The sequence below is a fragment of the Streptococcus sp. 339 genome, assembly GCF_013277285.1.
GTDB classification, from domain to species: Bacteria; Bacillota; Bacilli; order Lactobacillales; family Streptococcaceae; genus Streptococcus; species Streptococcus pseudopneumoniae.
The window spans coordinates 8,991-26,471 of record NZ_VMMR01000017.1 but is presented as its reverse complement, the minus strand read 5'-3'; the positions used below and the strand labels follow the sequence as shown (position 1 = coordinate 26,471).

Annotated in this window: 17 protein-coding genes and 5 pseudogenes; 17 read left to right on the top strand and 5 right to left on the bottom strand. The window is 39.8% G+C overall.

Annotation, left to right across the window (positions count from 1 at the left end; all coding sequences use genetic code 11):
• The 11 genes and pseudogenes from HT736_RS02405 to prsA form a co-directional block, all read left to right on the top strand.
• Positions 1-489: pseudogene (locus HT736_RS02405) on the top strand (transposase family protein); the annotation flags it as partial.
• A 102-nt stretch (positions 490-591) separates the two neighbouring features.
• Positions 592-699, top strand: a pseudogene (locus HT736_RS02400) (IS5/IS1182 family transposase); the annotation flags it as partial.
• Between the two features lie 36 nt (positions 700-735).
• Positions 736-885 (top strand): 50S ribosomal protein L33, encoded by a 150-nt coding sequence (gene rpmG, locus HT736_RS02395; RefSeq protein ID WP_001809104.1) that lies wholly within the window; start codon positions 736-738, stop codon positions 883-885.
• A gap of 39 nt (positions 886-924) precedes the next feature.
• Positions 925-1,158: a preprotein translocase subunit SecG gene (gene secG, locus HT736_RS02390; protein ID WP_000282517.1), complete on the top strand. Its 234-nt coding sequence runs from the start codon at positions 925-927 to the stop codon at positions 1,156-1,158.
• A 261-nt stretch (positions 1,159-1,419) separates the two neighbouring features.
• Positions 1,420-3,774: a ribonuclease R gene (gene rnr, locus HT736_RS02385; RefSeq protein WP_023937384.1), complete on the top strand. Its 2,355-nt coding sequence runs from the start codon at positions 1,420-1,422 to the stop codon at positions 3,772-3,774.
• Positions 3,737-4,204: an SsrA-binding protein SmpB gene (gene smpB / locus HT736_RS02380; RefSeq protein ID WP_001051744.1), complete on the top strand. Its 468-nt coding sequence runs from the start codon at positions 3,737-3,739 to the stop codon at positions 4,202-4,204. The genes rnr and smpB overlap by 38 nt, the downstream gene beginning before the upstream one ends.
• Positions 4,205-4,270: 66 nt before the next feature.
• Positions 4,271-5,079, top strand: a pseudogene (gene tehB / locus HT736_RS02375) (SAM-dependent methyltransferase TehB).
• A gap of 72 nt (positions 5,080-5,151) precedes the next feature.
• Entirely contained in the window at positions 5,152-6,105 is a 954-nt protein-coding gene (locus tag HT736_RS02370; protein WP_000495916.1) for a competence protein CoiA family protein, read from the top strand.
• Positions 6,106-6,123: 18 nt separating this feature from the next.
• Positions 6,124-7,926 carry an oligoendopeptidase F gene (gene pepF, locus HT736_RS02365; RefSeq protein ID WP_172930710.1) on the top strand — a complete coding sequence of 601 codons (1,803 nt, stop codon included), beginning with the start codon at positions 6,124-6,126 and terminating at the stop codon, positions 7,924-7,926.
• 1 nt (position 7,927) lies between these two features.
• Complete coding sequence (locus tag HT736_RS02360; protein ID WP_016397920.1) at positions 7,928-8,641, top strand: O-methyltransferase; 714 nt, start codon at positions 7,928-7,930, stop codon at positions 8,639-8,641.
• A 66-nt stretch (positions 8,642-8,707) separates the two neighbouring features.
• Complete coding sequence (gene prsA / locus HT736_RS02355; protein ID WP_000727952.1) at positions 8,708-9,649, top strand: peptidylprolyl isomerase PrsA; 942 nt, start codon at positions 8,708-8,710, stop codon at positions 9,647-9,649.
• Positions 9,650-9,766: 117 nt separating this feature from the next.
• Here the strand turns inward: prsA and HT736_RS02350 are convergent.
• A pseudogene (locus HT736_RS02350) lies at positions 9,767-10,108 on the bottom strand (IS3 family transposase); the annotation flags it as partial.
• 413 nt (positions 10,109-10,521) lie between these two features.
• Here HT736_RS02350 and HT736_RS02345 point away from each other — a divergent pair.
• Positions 10,522-10,617, top strand: a pseudogene (locus HT736_RS02345) (IS630 family transposase); the annotation flags it as partial.
• A 252-nt stretch (positions 10,618-10,869) separates the two neighbouring features.
• Here HT736_RS02345 and HT736_RS02340 read toward each other — a convergent pair.
• The 4 genes from HT736_RS02340 to HT736_RS02325 all read right to left on the bottom strand — a co-directional run bounded on the left by HT736_RS02340 (position 10,870) and on the right by HT736_RS02325 (position 13,709).
• On the bottom strand, positions 10,870-11,490 hold the full coding sequence (locus HT736_RS02340) for a histidine phosphatase family protein (protein ID WP_000780813.1): 621 nt from the start codon (positions 11,488-11,490) through the stop codon (positions 10,870-10,872).
• Positions 11,490-11,972, bottom strand: coding sequence for an aminoacyl-tRNA deacylase (locus HT736_RS02335; RefSeq protein WP_172930709.1), 483 nt, complete (start codon positions 11,970-11,972; stop codon positions 11,490-11,492). The genes HT736_RS02340 and HT736_RS02335 overlap by 1 nt, the downstream gene beginning before the upstream one ends.
• Positions 11,972-12,814, bottom strand: a complete 843-nt coding sequence (locus tag HT736_RS02330; protein WP_172930708.1) for a DUF368 domain-containing protein — start codon at positions 12,812-12,814, stop codon at positions 11,972-11,974. Before HT736_RS02330 ends, HT736_RS02335 begins: the two co-directional genes overlap by 1 nt.
• Positions 12,815-12,908: 94 nt before the next feature.
• Positions 12,909-13,709 carry a glycoside hydrolase family 25 protein gene (locus HT736_RS02325; RefSeq protein WP_172930707.1) on the bottom strand — a complete coding sequence of 267 codons (801 nt, stop codon included), beginning with the start codon at positions 13,707-13,709 and terminating at the stop codon, positions 12,909-12,911.
• A gap of 143 nt (positions 13,710-13,852) precedes the next feature.
• Between HT736_RS02325 and glmU the strand changes: the two genes are divergently transcribed.
• From glmU to rocS, 5 genes are all read left to right on the top strand, one after another.
• Positions 13,853-15,232 carry a bifunctional UDP-N-acetylglucosamine diphosphorylase/glucosamine-1-phosphate N-acetyltransferase GlmU gene (glmU, locus tag HT736_RS02320; RefSeq protein ID WP_172930706.1) on the top strand — a complete coding sequence of 460 codons (1,380 nt, stop codon included), beginning with the start codon at positions 13,853-13,855 and terminating at the stop codon, positions 15,230-15,232.
• Positions 15,233-15,241: 9 nt separating this feature from the next.
• A complete protein-coding gene (locus tag HT736_RS02315; protein WP_050207494.1) occupies positions 15,242-15,787 on the top strand; it encodes an NUDIX hydrolase in 546 nt (181 codons plus the stop codon).
• Positions 15,788-15,798: 11 nt separating this feature from the next.
• On the top strand, positions 15,799-16,113 hold the full coding sequence (gene macP / locus HT736_RS02310) for a cell wall synthase accessory phosphoprotein MacP (RefSeq protein ID WP_000517865.1): 315 nt from the start codon (positions 15,799-15,801) through the stop codon (positions 16,111-16,113).
• A gap of 16 nt (positions 16,114-16,129) precedes the next feature.
• Positions 16,130-16,822, top strand: coding sequence for a 5'-methylthioadenosine/adenosylhomocysteine nucleosidase (locus HT736_RS02305; protein ID WP_050207497.1), 693 nt, complete (start codon positions 16,130-16,132; stop codon positions 16,820-16,822).
• A 76-nt stretch (positions 16,823-16,898) separates the two neighbouring features.
• Positions 16,899-17,390: a chromosome segregation protein RocS gene (rocS, locus tag HT736_RS02300; protein WP_000021242.1), complete on the top strand. Its 492-nt coding sequence runs from the start codon at positions 16,899-16,901 to the stop codon at positions 17,388-17,390.
• Positions 17,391-17,481 lie beyond the last annotated feature (91 nt).

Here is a 17,481-nt window from a genome sequence, read left to right as displayed (position 1 = left end):
TTGCGGCTGATCTTGGTATTCACGAAAGCAACTTAATCCGTCGGAGTCAATGGGTTGAAGTAACTCTTGTTCAAAGTGGTGTTACGATTTCAAGAACTCCTCTCAGTTCTGAGGACACGGTAATGATTGATGCGACGGAAGTAAAAATCAATCGCCCTAAAAAAAGAATTAGCGAATGATTCTGGTAAAAAGAAATGCCACGCTATGAAGGCTCAAGCGATTGTCACAAGTCAAGGGAGAATTGTTTCTTTGGAGATCACTGTGAACTATTGTCATGATATGAAGTTGTTCAAAATGAGTCGCAGAAATATCGGACAAGCTGGTAAAATCTTGGCTGACAGTGGTTATCAAGGGCTCATGAAGATAGATCCTCAAGCACAAACTCCACGTAAATCCAGCAAACTCAAGCCGCTAACAGCTGAAGAGAAAGCCTGTAACCATGCGCTATCTAAGGAGAGAATCAAGGTTGAGAATATTTTTGACAGAGTATAGTAGATTGAAACTAGAATAGTACACCTCTACTTCTAAAACATTGTTAGAAATCGATTTGACTGTCTTGATCGATTTGTCCTGTTCTTATTTCATTTCACTATAAAAACGTTTAAAATGTTTTCAACAACCTATCGAAATCATCGTAAACGCTTCGGCTTACGAATGAATTTGATTGCTGGCATTATCAATCATGAACTAGGATTCTAGTTTTGCAGGAAGTCTAATAAAAGTAAAGGAAATCTAGTGCGAGTAAAAATTAATCTCAAATGCTCCTCTTGTGGCAGTATCAATTACCTAACCAGTAAAAATTCAAAAACCCATCCAGACAAGATTGAGGTTTTAAAGTATTGTCCCAAGGAAAGAAAAGTAACCCTACATCTTGAATCTAAGTAGATTTTATGGTAAAATAATAGGGATTGTAAGGAGTTTGATATGTATAACCTATTATTAACCATTTTATTAGTATTATCTGTTGTGATTGTGATTGCGATTTTCATGCAACCAACTAAAAACCAATCCAGCAATGTATTTGATGCCAGCTCAGGTGATTTGTTTGAACGCAGTAAAGCACGCGGTTTCGAAGCTGTGATGCAGCGTTTGACAGGGATTTTAGTCTTTTTCTGGCTAGCCATTGCCTTAGCATTGACGGTATTATCAAGTAGATAAGAAAATAATGGGCAGGACTAGGTCTTTGCCTCTTTTTGTTTTTATATTCTTCAAAAATCTCTTCAAACCACGTCAGCTTTCATCTGCAATCTCAAAACAGTATTTTGAGCTGACTTCGTCAGTTCTATTCACAACCTCAAAACGGTGTTTTGAGCAACCTGCGGCTAGCTTTTTAGTTTGCTCTTTGATTTTTATTGAGTATGAAAGGATGTTTGAGAAGGTTTTACAGTAAAAGAAAATTAAAAAATCTAGAAAGAAAATATGAAAGATAGAATAAAAGAATATTTACAAGATAAGGGAAAGGTGACTGTTAATGATTTGGCTCAGGCTTTGGGAAAAGATAGTTCCAAGGATTTTCGTGAGTTGATTAAAACCTTGTCCCTAATGGAAAGAAAGCATCAGATACGCTTTGAAGAAGATGGTAGTCTGACATTAGAAATTAAGAAAAAACATGAGATTACCCTCAAGGGGATTTTTCATGCCCATAAAAATGGCTTTGGCTTTGTTAGTCTGGAAGGCGAGGAGGACGACCTTTTTGTAGGAAAAAACGATGTCAACTATGCTATTGATGGTGATACCGTTGAGGTAGTGATTAAGAAAGTCGCTGACCGCAATAAGGGAACAGCAGCAGAAGCAAAAATTATTGATATCTTAGAACACAGTTTGACAACTGTTGTAGGTCAAATCGTTCTGGATCAGGAAAAACCTAAGTATGCAGGCTATATCCGTTCGAAAAATCAGAAAATCAGCCAACCCATCTATGTTAAGAAACCAGCCCTTAAACTGGAGGGAACAGAAGTTCTCAAGGTCTTTATCGATAAATACCCAAGCAAGAAACATGATTTCTTTGTCGCGAGTGTTCTCGATGTGGTGGGACACTCAACAGATGTCGGAATTGATGTTCTTGAGGTCTTGGAATCAATGGACATTGTATCCGAGTTTCCAGAAGCTGTTGTCAAGGAAGCAGAAAGTGTGCCTGATGCTCCGTCTAAAAAGGATACGGAAGGTCGTCTGGATCTAAGAGATGAGATTATCTTTACCATCGATGGTGCTGACGCCAAGGACTTGGACGATGCGGTGCATATCAAGGCCTTGAAAAATGGAAATCTGGAGCTTGGTGTTCACATCGCAGATGTTTCCTACTATGTGACCGAGGGGTCTGCCCTTGATAAGGAAGCTCTTAACCGCGCAACTTCTGTCTATGTGACTGACCGTGTGGTTCCAATGCTTCCAGAACGACTATCAAATGGCATCTGTTCTCTCAATCCCCAAGTTGACCGTCTGACCCAGTCTGCTATTATGGAGATTGATAAACATGGTCGTGTAGTCAACTACACCATCACACAAACGGTTATCAAGACAAGCTATCGGATGACCTATAGCGATGTCAATGATATCCTAGCAAGCGACGAGGAAAAGAGACAAGAGTATCAGAAAATTGTTCCTAGTATCGAACTTATGGCCAAACTTCACGAAAGGCTAGAAAACATGCGTGTGAAACGTGGAGCCCTCAATTTCGATACCAATGAAGCCAAGATTTTAGTGGATAAACAAGGTAAGCCTGTTGATATCGTTCTTCGTCAGCGTGGTGTTGCCGAGCGGATGATTGAGTCTTTTATGTTGATGGCCAATGAAACAGTTGCCGAGCATTTCAGCAAGCTGGACCTACCTTTTATCTATCGAATTCACGAGGAGCCTAAGGCTGAAAAGGTTCAGAAGTTTATTGATTATGCTTCGAGTTTCGGTATTCGAATCTATGGGACTGCTAGTGAAATGAGTCAAGAGGCACTTCAAGATATTATGCGAGCAGTTGAGGGGGAACCTTATGCAGATGTATTGTCCATGATGCTTCTTCGCTCCATGCAGCAGGCTCGTTATTCGGAGTATAATCACGGGCATTATGGACTTGCGGCTGACTATTATACTCACTTTACTAGTCCGATTCGTCGTTATCCAGACCTTCTTGTTCACCGTATGATTCGTGATTACGGCCGTTCTAAGGAAATAGCAGAGCATTTTGAGCAAGTGATTCCAGAGATTGCGACCCAGTCTTCCAACCGTGAACGTCGTGCCATTGAGGCTGAGCGTGAAGTCGAAGCCATGAAAAAGGCTGAGTATATGGAAGAATACGTGGGCGAAGAGTACGATGCGGTTGTGTCCAGCATTGTCAAGTTTGGTCTCTTTGTTGAATTGCCAAACACAGTTGAAGGCTTGATTCACATCACAAATCTACCTGAATTTTATCATTTCAATGAGCGTGATTTGACTCTTCGTGGGGAGAAATCAGGAACAACTTTCCGTGTAGGTCAGCAAATCCGTATCCGAGTTGAAAGAGCCGACAAGATGACGGGTGAAATTGACTTCTCTTACATCCCAAGTGAGTTTGATGTGATTGAAAAAGGCTTAAAACAGTCTAATCGTAGTGACAGAGGGCGTGGTTCAAATCGTCGTTCAGATAAGAAGGAAGATAAGAGAAAATCAGGACGCTCAAATGATAAGCGCAAGCATTCACAAAAAGACAAGAAGAAAAAAGGAAAGAAACCTTTTTACAAGGAAGTAGCTAAGAAAGGAGCCAAGCATGGCAAAGGGCGAGGGAAAGGTCGTCGCACAAAATAAAAAGGCGCGCCACGACTATACAATCATAGATACGCTAGAGGCAGGGATGGTTCTGACTGGAACTGAAATCAAGAGTGTACGAGCTGCTCGAATCAATCTCAAGGATGGCTTTGCCCAAGTAAAAAATGGAGAGGTCTGGTTGAGCAATGTCCATATCGCTCCTTACGAAGAGGGCAATATCTGGAACCAAGAACCAGAACGTCGTCGTAAACTCCTGCTCCATAAAAAGCAAATCCAAAAGTTGGAACAAGAGACTAAAGGGACAGGAATGACCCTGGTTCCTCTTAAAGTCTATATCAAAGACGGTTATGCCAAGCTTCTTTTAGGTTTAGCTAAAGGGAAGCATGACTACGATAAGAGAGAGTCTATCAAACGTCGTGAGCAAAACCGCGACATCGCGCGCGTGATGAAAGCTGTTAATCAGCGATAAAAAGAGGAATTGAAAATGGAAAAATTAGTTGCCTATAAACGCATGCCTTTGTAGACTAAAGAAACCATGCCTGAAGCTGTTCAGCAAAAGCACAATACAAAAGTTGGGACTTGGGGAAAATTACTGTCTTGAAGGGAGCTCTCAAGTTTATTGAATTGACAGAAGAAGGGGAAGTTCTAGCTGAACACCTCTTTGAAGCAGGGGCAGATAATCCCATGGCACAACCACAAGTCTGGCACCGAGTGGAAGCTGCCACAGATGATGTGGAATGGTACTTGGAATTTTATTGTAAACCTGAGGATTATTTCCCTAAGAAATACAATACCAATCCTTTTCATTCAGAGGTTCTAGAGGCCATGCAGACAGTAAAACCAGGGAAAGCTTTGGATTTGGGTTGTGGTCAGGGGCGCAATTCTCTTTTTCTAGCCCAGCAAGGTTTTGATGTGACGGCTGTAGATCAAAATGACCTGACCCTTGAAATCTTGCAAAGTATTGTGGAGCAAGAAGATCTGGACATGACTGTTGGTCTTTACGATATCAATTCAGCTAGCATTGGGCAAGAATATGATTTTATCGTATCAACTGTTGTTCTCATGTTTCTACAAGCAGACTGCATTCCAGCTATTATTCAAAATATGCAGGATAAAACCAGTGTTGGTGGCTATAATCTTATCGTTTGTGCTATGGACACGGAGGATTATCCTTGCTCAGTGAACTTCCCATTCACCTTTAAAGAAGGGGAATTGGCAGACTATTACAAGGATTGGGAATTGGTTAAGTACAATGAAAATCCAGGCCATTTGCACCGTCGCGATGAAAATGGCAATCGTATTCAACTACGCTTTGCGACCATGCTAGCCAAGAAAATCAAATAAAAATGAATGAAGATTAGGAATTTTCCTGATCTTTTTTCTTTTTTACGAATAATATAGAAAAGGAGGGAAATCATGTTTGTTGCGAGAGATGCTAGGGGAAAATTGGTAAATGTGTTAGAGGATAAGCTTGAGAAGCAAGCATACACCTGCCCAGCTTGTGGAGGTCAGCTTCGTTTGCGTCAAGGACCAAGTGTACGGACCCATTTTGCCCATAAATCCTTAAAAGACTGTGATTATTCCTCTGAAAATGAAAGTTCAGAACATCTGGCCAATAAGGAATCACTTTATCACTGGTTGAAAAAAGATTCAGAGGTTCAATTAGAATACCTGCTTCCAGAACTTAAACAGATTGCGGATGTGTTTGTAAATGGCAATCTAGCTTTAGAGGTTCAATGTAGTCCCTTGCCACAAAAAGTTCTTAAAGAGCGCAGTGAGGGTTATCGTAGCCAGGGTTACCAAGTACTGTGGCTACTGGGAGAAAAACTTTGGCTCAAGGAGCGTTTGACTCGTCTGCAACAAGGTTTTCTCTATTTTAGTCAAAACATGGGCTTTTATGTTTGGGAAGTAGACAAGGGAAAGCAGATTTTAAGGCTTAAATATCTCATACACCAGGATCTTCGAGGTAAACTCCATTATCAAATCAAGGAATTTCCCTGTGGTCAAGGTAGTCTACTGGAGATATTACGTTTTCCCTATAAGAAACAAAAAATATCTCATTTTACAGTTTCTGAGGATAAGGACATCTGTTGTTATATCCGGCAACAACTGTACTATCAAAATCCCATTTGGATGAAAGAACAAGCAGAAGCCTATCAAAAGGGAGAAAATGTCCTGACTTATGGGCTGAAAGAATGGTATCCACAAATTCGACCACTAGTAGGTGATTTTTGCCAAATTGAGAAGGATTTGACCAGCTATTATCAGTATTTTCAAATCTATTACCAAGAAAATCCTCAAAATGATTGGCAAAAGCTTTATCCACCAGCCTTTTATCAGCAATATTTCTTGAAAAATATGGTAGAATAGAAAGGATGGAGGAATCTAATGGTATTACAAAGAAACGAAATAAATGAAAAAGATACATGGGATCTATCAACGATCTACCCAACTGACCAGGCTTGGGAAGAAGCCTTAAAAGATTTAACAGAACAGCTGGAGACAGTAGCCCAGTATGAAGGCCATCTCTTGGATAGTGCGGATAGCCTACTCGAAATTACTGAATTTTCTCTTGAAATGGAACGCCAGATGGAGAAGCTTTACGTTTATGCTCATATGAAGAATGATCAGGATACACGTGAAGCTAAGTATCAAGAGTACTATGCCAAAGCAATGACACTCTATAGTCAGCTAGACCAAGCCTTTTCATTCTATGATCCTGAATTTATGGAAATTAGTGAAAAGCAGTATGCTGACTTTTTAGAGTCTCAACCAAAATTGCAGGTTTATCAACACTATTTTGACAAGCTTTTGCAAGGAAAGGATCATGTTCTTTCACAACGCGAAGAAGAATTATTAGCTGGAGCTGGAGAAATCTTTGGTTCAGCAAGCGAAACCTTCGCTATTTTGGACAATGCGGATATTGTGTTCCCTTATGTCCTCGACGATGATGGTAAGGAAGTTCAGCTATCTCATGGGACCTACACACGTTTGATGGAGTCTAAAAATCGTGAGGTGCGTCGTGGTGCCTATCAAGCTCTTTATGCGACTTATGAACAATTCCAACATACTTATGCCAAAACCTTGCAAACCAATGTTAAGGTCCAAAACTATCGTGCCAAGGTTCGTAACTACAAGAGCGCTCGTCATGCAGCCCTCGCAGCGAATTTTGTTCCAGAAAGTGTTTATGACAATTTGGTAGCAGCAGTTCGCAAGCATTTGCCACTCTTGCATCGTTACCTTGAACTTCGTTCAAAAATCTTGGGGATTTCAGACCTTAAGATGTACGATGTCTACACACCGCTTTCATCTGTTGAATATAGTTTTACCTACCAAGAAGCCTTGAAAAAGGCAGAAGAAGCCTTGTCAGTCTTGGGTGAGGATTACTTGAGCCGTGTTAAACGTGCCTTTAGTGAGCGTTGGATTGATGTTTACGAAAATCAAGGCAAGCGTTCAGGGGCTTACTCTGGTGGTTCTTACGACACCAATGCCTTTATGCTTCTTAACTGGCAGGACAATTTGGACAATCTCTTTACCCTTGTCCATGAGACTGGTCACAGTATGCACTCAAGCTATACTCGTGAAACTCAGCCTTATGTTTACGGAGATTATTCGATCTTCTTGGCTGAGATTGCCTCGACGACCAATGAAAATATCTTGACGGAGAAATTATTGGAAGAAGTGGAAGACGACGCAACGCGCTTTGCTATTCTCAATAACTTCCTAGATGGTTTCCGTGGAACAGTTTTCCGCCAAACTCAATTTGCTGAGTTTGAACACGCCATTCACCAAGCAGATCAAAATGGGGAGGTCTTGACAAGCGATTTCCTAAATAAACTCTACGCAGACTTGAACCAAGAGTATTATGGTTTGAGTAAGGAAGACAATCCTGAAATCCAATACGAGTGGGCTCGCATTCCACACTTCTACTATAACTACTATGTATATCAATATTCAACTGGCTTTGCGGCCGCCTCAGCCTTGGCTGAAAAAATTGTCCATGGTAGTCAAGAAGACCGTGACCGCTATATCGACTACCTCAAGGCAGGTAAGTCGGACTATCCACTTAATGTCATGAGAAAAGCTGGTGTTGATATGGAGAAGGAAGACTACCTCAACGATGCCTTTGCAGTCTTTGAACGCCGTTTAAATGAGTTTGAAGCCCTTGTTGAAAAATTAGGATTGGCATAAAATGGTTGAATCGTATAGTAAGAATGCTAACCATAACATGCGTCGTCCTGTCGTCAAAGAAGAAATTGTAGACTTGATGCGTCAGCGTCAAAAGCAAGTCACAGGTTTCTTGAAAGAATTGGAAGACTTTGCCCGCAAGGAAAATATTCCTATTATTCCCCATGAAACGGTTGCTTATTTCCGTTTTCTTATGGAAACCATGCAGCCTAAAAATATTCTGGAAATTGGGACGGCTATCGGTTTTTCAGCTCTCTTGATGGCTGAACATGCGCCAAATGCTAAGATTACAACTATTGATCGTAATCCAGAAATGATTGGTTTTGCCAAGGAAAATTTTGCCCAGTTTGACAGTCGCAAGCAAATCACTCTCCTAGAGGGAGATGCGGTGGATGTCTTATCTACACTGACAGAGTCTTATGATTTCGTCTTTATGGATTCTGCCAAGTCTAAATACATCGTCTTTCTGCCAGAAATCCTCAAACATTTGGAAGTTGGTGGTGTGGTTGTCTTGGATGATATTTTTCAAGGTGGTGATGTTGCCAAGGATATTATGGAAGTCCGTCGTGGTCAGCGAACCATTTATCGAGGCCTTCAAAAATTATTTGATGCAACCTTAGACAATCCAGAACTCACCGCAACATTAGTGCCTTTAGGAGATGGTATTCTCATGCTTCGTAAAAAGGTAGCAGATGTTCAACTGTCTGAAAGCGAATGATTTTCAGAAAAATTTAAGAAAAAATAGTAAAATAGATAGGGTAACACTTATCTCAAAGGAGTAGACATGAAGAAAAAACTATTGGCAGGTGCCATCACACTATTATCAGTAGCAACTTTAGCAGCTTGTTCGAAAGGGTCAGAAGGGGCAGACCTTATTAGTATGAAAGGGGATGTCATCACAGAACATCAATTTTATGAGCAAGTGAAAAGCAACCCTTCAGCCCAACAAGTCTTGTTAAATATGACCATCCAAAAAGTTTTTGAAAAACAATATGGCTCAGAGCTTGATGATAAAGAGGTTGATGATACTATTGCCGAAGAAAAAAAACAATATGGCGAAAACTACCAACGTGTCTTGTCACAAGCAGGTATGACTCTTGAAACACGTAAAGCTCAAATTCGTACAAGTAAATTAGTTGAGTTGGCAGTTAAGAAGGTAGCAGAAGCTGAATTGACAGATGAAGCCTATAAGAAAGCCTTTGATGAGTACACTCCAGATGTAACGGCTCAAATCATCCGTCTTAATAATGAAGATAAGGCCAAAGAAGTTCTCGAAAAAGCCAAGGCAGAAGGTGCTGATTTTGCTCAATTAGCCAAAGATAATTCAACTGATGAAAAAACAAAAGAAAATGGTGGAGAAATTACCTTTGATTCTGCTTCAACAGAAGTACCTGAGCAAGTCAAAAAAGCCGCTTTCGCTTTAGATGTGGATGGTGTTTCTGATGTGATTACAGCAACTGGCACACAAGCCTACAGTAGCCAATATTACATTGTAAAACTCACTAAGAAAACAGAAAAATCATCTAATATTGATGACTACAAAGAAAAATTAAAAACTGTTATCTTGACTCAAAAACAAAATGATTCAACATTTGTTCAAAGCATTATCGGAAAAGAATTGCAAGCAGCCAATATCAAGGTTAAGGACCAAGCCTTCCAAAATATCTTTACCCAATATATCGGTGGTGGAGATTCAAGCTCAAGCAGTAGTACATCAAACGAATAGTCCAAATCAATGAGTCAGGGAAAAAACTCGACTTCAGGAAAAAATGAAGCAAACATTCCCACAATAAAACGCATAGTACAAGGTTTGTACTGCCCTCCCAAAAGTTAGACAATTAATTTATCCGAAGGATTTAGTTCTGTATTGCACAGAGCTAAGTCCTTTTAGTTTTATCTTAATTCTCTTATTGTTGTAATAATCAATATAGTCTATAATGGCTTGTTCCAATTGATTAAGTGATTTAAATGTTTTCTCATAGCCATAAAACATTTCGGATTTTAAAATACCAAAGAAAGATTCCATCATACCGTTGTCTTGGCTGTTTCCCTTTCGTGACATAGATGCTTGAATTCCCTTACTCTCTAGGAATCGATGATAAGAATCGTGTTGGTATTGCCAGCCTTGGTCACTATGGAGAATCGTATTCTCATAGTGCTTCTCTTTGAATGCCTGTTCCAACATTAACGATCAATCAATTTAATCATGTACCTAATATTAGAATTGTTTATCTCAAATTTATTTGAAAGTTTCTCTAAGCTATATCCTTGTTTTCTAAGTTCATAGATCTGAACTTTATCATCATAACTTAATTTCATAATAACCCCCCCAAAAAAGTTAGATTTTTTCTGTCTAATTTTTGGGGGGCAGTTCATTTAACACCTGATAATATGCGTTTTTTGATTTTAAAGACTTTTTGACCAGCCTCATTTTTTTAACTTGATACTCAGTGAAAAGCAAAGATTAAACTAGGAAGCTAGCTGTAGGCTGCTCAAAGAACAGCTTTGAGGTTGTAGATAAAACTTGTGAGGTCATCAACATATATAATGTGAAGCTGACGTGGTTTGAATAGATTTTAGAAGAGTATGAGTCTGGAAGTTTTAATGGATAATGCAAGATTCCATAGAATGGGTAAGCTAGAGTTCTTATGTGAAGAGTTTGGGCATAAACTTTTACCTTTTCCTCCCTACTCATCTTAGTATAGAAAAGTGAATCTGAAATAGTACATAACTGCTTCTAAAACATTCTTATAAATTGATTTAAATTCTCAAATCATATTATTCAGTTCTTATTTCATTTTGCTCTACAATCCTGTTGAGAAGACACGTGTTCATATCAAAAAGGTATTGGCAAGTTGCAATACCTTTTTACAAGGTTCTTTTGTCTTATTTTTGTTTCAACTGACTATATCTCCTATGGTTCTAGTTCAGAAGGCTAGGCTATAATTATGATTGATAAGAAGTATCATTCCAAGTATTGAGAGTGAATGTTTCAAAATCATGGGTTTCTATAATGGTCAGGCTGGCATTTGCTAGACCGCCATCTTTACGAAGAAGTGGTTCTTTATAGCCTAGGAGAGTACGAAGACTGGCAGTAAGATTGGCGCCGTGTCCGACAATTAGAATACGCTCAGCTGGACTATCTTTTAATGATTTGATAAATTGGATGGTCCGCTGAGTTGTACTATAGAGGGATTCGGCTCCGAACATTCGAGTGTCAAATTGAGCAAGATTTGAACGAAAAGCCTGGATTTGTTGCGGGTAAATAGCTTCCAGGGTTGCAATTTTCAAACCTTCTAACTTCCCAAGTTGCCATTCACGGAGATTAGGAACGATTTCTAAAGAACAGGGGGTATGGAGTTGACTTTGGATAATCTCAGCAGATTTGACCGCTCGAGGTAAATCACTTGAATAAATCTGATCAAAAGGAATTTCCTTGAGATACTGGCCAAGTCGTTTTAGGGTTTCAATGGATTCAGGAAGAAGAGGAGAATCACCGCTAGCACCTTGAAAACGACCTTCTTGGTTCCAGAGGGTACGACCGTGGCGGACAAAGTAGAGTTTCATTACTTGATGTCCTCCAAAATATCTACAAAGTCTGCCTTTACAAAGCTAGCCAAGTCTTGTGGCGCGACGATAATGCTGTGTCCGACTTCGCCTGCAGAGACAATCATTCGATCCAAATCTAGAGCAATTTTATCGATAAAAATGTGATAATTGTGTTTCTGACGAATTCCGACAGGATTATTGGCTCCATGAATGTAACCAGTTGTTTTTTCTAAGTCCTTTTGTGGAATCATGCTCACTTTTTTATTGCCAGAAATTTTAGCTAGTTTCTTTTCAGACAAGTGCTGAGTGATAGGGACAATTCCAATAATCGGTCCTGTCTTGTCTCCTAAAAGAGCCAAGGTTTTGAAAATCTGATCTCGTTCATAACCTTGAGGCAGCTCTCCTTCCAGGGCATTGATTTGAATCCCCTGATGTGGGATGCCTGCTTTCGACAGGATTTGTTCCACCAATGTTTTTTTGATTTTTACTTTTTTTGCCATTATTTATACTTATCCTCCAATTGGCTCATCCAAATACCAAGCCAGATTCCCAGCGCAAAGAAGAAGGCGATGATGACATACCCAACAAGAGAAAGGCCAGTGTATTGGATACTTTCAGCGTTTCCTGCATTTGGAATTAAGATCAAAAGGGTACTTGATAGGACGATACCGATGATGAAATGATAGACGCGTGAGTGGTAGTTGTTTAAGGCATAATCCATCAATTTTGAAAAAACGATGAGAGTTGCACCTGCACCAATTCCAATCGGAAAGAAGGTTCCCAAGAGATCAAAAGTTTTAAAACCAGTCAACATAGGAGCATAGAGTCCCAAAATCAAAAGTAAATTTGATGGGCTGAGGCCAGGAACCAAGACGCCAAGGGCCAATAGTGCGCCTGCTAGGACGAAGTTAAGAAAGCTGGCGCTTAAGGTTCCAACGACAAAATTTAAGGCATAGAGTCCTAATCCAGAAATGATAAAGGTTGTCCATAACCAAGCTAAATCAATCTTGTCTCGGTCAGATTCTCGAGTTGATTCTTTGAGGAGGCTAGGAACTGTACCGATAATAGCTCCCGCAAAGCTCCATAATACAAAGACCTGATAATTTTCAAGCAGGTATTCAATCGGGTAGGAAAATAAGCCGATTCCCAGAAGCATACCGATGGCAACTGGAATAAAGTACAAAACATTTTCTTTAAGGTCTTTAAAGGGATGGGCCAGAAAGCCAATCATTTGTTCATAGATTCCTAAGATTGCTGCTAGAACCCCTCCGGAAATTCCCGGTAGGATAAATCCAAGAGCAATTACAATCCCTTTAATAACGCGTGCTAACCATGAGAGCATATAGTTCCTCCAACTATTTCTATTTCAAAAAATCCTTACTATATTGTATCACAATCAGACACAAAAAGAAAAAGCAAATGATAAACAAATGCTTTTAAGGTTTTAAAAAAAGCTTTCGAAAGGTTTCTTCTTTATTTTTTAAGGGAGAGATAACGTTGATATCTAAATCGTGGTCAAAGCCGGCAATTTTTCCTTTAGATGTGTATTGGTGAATATCATAATCTAAATCAGTTTTAGGACTGCTCTCCAAAAATCCTGAGTCTGAGCCGTAGGACGGAATCCAAACAGAGGTAAACTTGCCTGTATCAATACTATGTTCTTCCATGAAATAGACCCCAACGTAGATGCCGATGTTTTTAGCACCTAGTGATGCTAGTTTTGCTCGAAAGGCTTCAACACCCTCGTTCATATTGGACATGGTTTTGTCTTCTACGTCTAGCCAATAGTAACTAGGGCTGTAAGGAGAGGCAGCATTGTAGAAAACTTCGGCGGCCTTTTCCATTTCTTGGACACTTTTTCCAGCTACATAAGCGTAGACCCCAACTGGGACATTCCGCTTTTGAAGTTCAGTGATATGACTCTTATAGGCCTTGTCTATTCCATTGATAAAGGAAGCATCATTTTCTTTTGTCGTTTGAGCACCACTGTGAACACGAACAATAGCGCCTGAAATATTTTGTGAGAGGGCATCGTAGTTGATTTCCTCAGGACGCTGCCAGCCAGAGAGGTCAATAATCGGTTTGTCTAAGTGTTTCAAAGCCTGTGCTTCAATCTGCGCTATGTTGGATTTTGTTTTAAAGGATTGGTTGTCATTAAGTGGGCGATTGATGATTAAAATGAAAATTATGATCCCAAAAAAACCAAATAAAATAAGTGGATGAATTTGTTTTCTCATATCTTATGATTTTACCCTAAAAATCAAAAAAAATCAAAAAAATGGGTTAAGGAAAGGACTCTGGAGCATTTTTTCATTCAAGGGCGCGGAATGATTTGAAATATGGTATAATAAAAGGGAATTTCTACAGAAAAGAGAAGATTATGTCAAATTTTGCCATTATTTTAGCAGCGGGTAAAGGGACTCGCATGAAATCTGATTTGCCAAAAGTGTTGCACAAGGTTGCGGGTATTTCTATGCTGGAACATGTTTTCCGTAGTGTGGGAGCTATCCAACCTGAAAAGACAGTAACAGTTGTCGGACACAAGGCAGAATTGGTTGAGGAGGTCTTGGCTGGACAGACAGAATTTGTGACTCAATCTGAACAGTTAGGGACAGGCCATGCAGTTATGATGACAGAGCCAATCTTAGAAGGTTTGTCCGGTCACACCTTGGTCATTGCAGGAGATACTCCTTTAATCACTGGTGAAAGTTTGAAAAACTTGATTGATTTCCACATCAATCATAAAAATGTGGCCACTATCTTGACTGCTGAAACGGATAATCCTTTTGGCTATGGACGAATTGTTCGTAATGACAATGCTGAGGTTCTTCGTATTGTTGAGCAAAAGGATGCCACAGATTTTGAAAAACAAATCAAGGAAATCAACACTGGAACATACGTTTTTGACAACGAACGTTTGTTTGAGGCTTTGAAAAATATCAATACCAACAATGCTCAAGGAGAATACTATATCACAGATGTCATTGGCATTTTCCGTGAAGCCGGTGAAAAAGTTGGTGCTTATACTTTGAAAGATTTTGATGAAAGTCTTGGTGTAAATGACCGTGTGGCTCTTGCGACTGCTGAGTCAGTCATGCGTCGTCGTATCAATCATAAACACATGGTCAACGGTGTTAGCTTTGTCAATCCAGAGGCAACTTATATTGATATTGATGTTGAGATTGCGCCTGAAGTTCAAATCGAAGCCAATGTTACCTTGAAGGGGCAAACGAAAATTGGTGCTGAGACTGTTTTGACAAATGGAACGTATGTAGTGGCCAGCACTATCGGAGCAAGAGCGATTATTACCAATTCTATGATTGAGGAAAGTAGTGTTGCAGACGGTGTGACAGTCGGTCCTTATGCCCACATTCGTCCAGGTTCAAGTCTGGGTGCCCAAGTTCATATTGGAAACTTTGTTGAGGTGAAAGGGTCTTCTATCGGTGAGAATAGCAAGGCTGGTCATTTGACTTATATCGGAAACTGTGAAGTGGGTAGCAAGGTTAATTTTGGTGCAGGAACCATTACAGTCAACTATGACGGCAAAAACAAATACAAGACAGTCATTGGCAACAATGTCTTTGTTGGTTCAAATTCAACCATTATTGCGCCAGTAGAACTTGGTGACAATTCCCTCGTTGGGGCTGGTTCAACTATTACTAAAGACGTGCCAGCGGATGCGATTGCTATTGGTCGCGGTCGTCAGGTTAATAAAGATGAATATGCAACACGTCTTCCTCATCATCCTAAGAATCAGTAGGAGCCTATCATGGAATTTGAAGAAAAAACGCTTAGCCGAAAAGAAATCTATCAAGGACCAATATTTAAACTGGTCCAAGATCAGGTTGAATTACCAGAAGGTAAAGGAACTGCCCAACGGGATTTGATTTTTCACAATGGAGCTGTCTGTGTTTTAGCAGTAACCGATGAGCAAAAACTGATCTTGGTCAAGCAGTACCGCAAAGCCATTGAGGCAGTCTCTTACGAAATTCCAGCAGGAAAATTGGAAGTAGGAGAAAATACAGACCCTGTGGCAGCAGCTCTGCGTGAATTAGAGGAAGAAACAGCTTATACAGGGAAGTTAGAACTCTTGTACGATTTTTACTCAGCCATTGGCTTTTGTAATGAAAAGTTAAAACTATACATAGCCAGCGATTTGACAAGGGTAGAAAATCCGCGTCCCCAAGATGACGATGAGACCTTGGAAGTCCTTGAAGTGAGCTTAGAAGAAGCCAAGGAATTGATCCAATCAGGTCATATCTGTGATGCCAAGACAATTATGGCTGTTCAATATTGGGAATTGCAGAAAAAATAGAGGAGGTCAATATGGGTAAACCTTTATTAACGGATGAAATGATTGAAAGGGCTAATAGAGGCGAAAAAATTTCAGGTCCTCCTTTGCTAGATGATAATGAGGAGACAAAAATTTTACCAACCTCTTCTTCCCGTTTTGGTTATGCCAATCCTAAGGATCATGGTTTTAGCCAGGAAACCTTGAAGATTCAGGTCGAACCGTCTATTCATAAAAGCCGTCGCATTGAAAACACCAAGAGAAATGTCTTCAATTCTAAACTGAATAAAATCTTATTTGCAGTCATCTTTCTCTTGATTTTGCTTGTCTTAGCAATGAAACTGTTGTAATAGAAAAGGAATTGAAATGAAAATAGGAATTATTGCAGCTATGCCAGAAGAACTGGCTTATCTGGTCCAGCATCTAGACAATGCCCAAGAGCAAGTTGTTTTAGGCAATACCTATCACACAGGAACCATTGCCTCTCATGAAGTCGTTCTTGTAGAAAGTGGAATTGGTAAGGTCATGTCTGCTATGAGTGTGGCGATTTTGGCTGATCATTTCCAAGTGGATGCTCTTATCAATACAGGTTCAGCTGGGGCAGTAGCAGAGGGTATTGCTGTTGGGGATGTTGTGATTGCTGACAAATTAGCCTATCATGATGTGGATGTCACAGCTTTTGGTTATGCTTATGGACAAATGGCGCAACAACCGCTTTATTTTGAATCGGATAAAACCTTTGTTGCCAAAATCCAAGAGAGTTTATCTCAATTGAATCAAAACTGGCATCTTGGTTTGATTGCTACAGGAGATAGTTTTGTTGCAGGAAATGACAAGATAGAAGCGATTAAGTCCCATTTCCCAGAAGTTTTAGCTGTTGAGATGGAGGGGGCAGCTATTGCTCAGGCAGCGCATGCTCTTAATCTTCCAGTCTTAGTCATCCGAGCTATGAGTGATAATGCCAACCATGAAGCAAACATCTCTTTTGATGAGTTTATTATCGAAGCTGGACGTCGCTCTGCTCAAGTCTTATTAGCCTTTTTGAAGGCTTTAGATTAAGCGGAAATTTGACAGTTTTTCTAGCTTATGATAAGATTTAAGTAAAGAAAAGCTAGAAAACGTTTCAGAGGATATTATGAGTATTGAAATGACCGTCAGTGAGATTGCAGAGGTCTTAGGATTATCTCGCCAAGCAATCAATAACCGTGTCAAAGAATTACCAGAAGAAGACACAGATAAAAATGACAAAGGGGTAACAGTCGTTACCAGAAGTGGCTTGATTAAGCTAGAAGAAATCTATAAAAAAACGATTTTTGAAGATGAGCCTGTCAGTGAAGATGTCAAGCAACGTGAACTGATGGAGATTCTGGTTGATGAGAAGAATGCAGAAATTCTTCGTCTCTATGAACAATTGAAAGCCAAGGATCGTCAGTTATCAGAAAAAGACGAGCAGATGCGTATCAAAGACCGTCAGATTGCTGAGAAAGACAAACAACTGGATCAGCAGCAACAATTGACCCTTCAAGCTATGAAGGATCAAGAAAATCTTAAGCTAGAGCTGGACCAAGCAAAAGAAGAAGTCCAATCAACTAAGAAAGGCTTTTTTGCTCGTTTATTTGGAGGATAATCAAGGAGCTGTTTAGGTTACATGCTAACCTGATGGCTTCTTTTGTTTCTAATCTAAATAGTATAGTTGCTCAAGTAATACTCAATGAAAA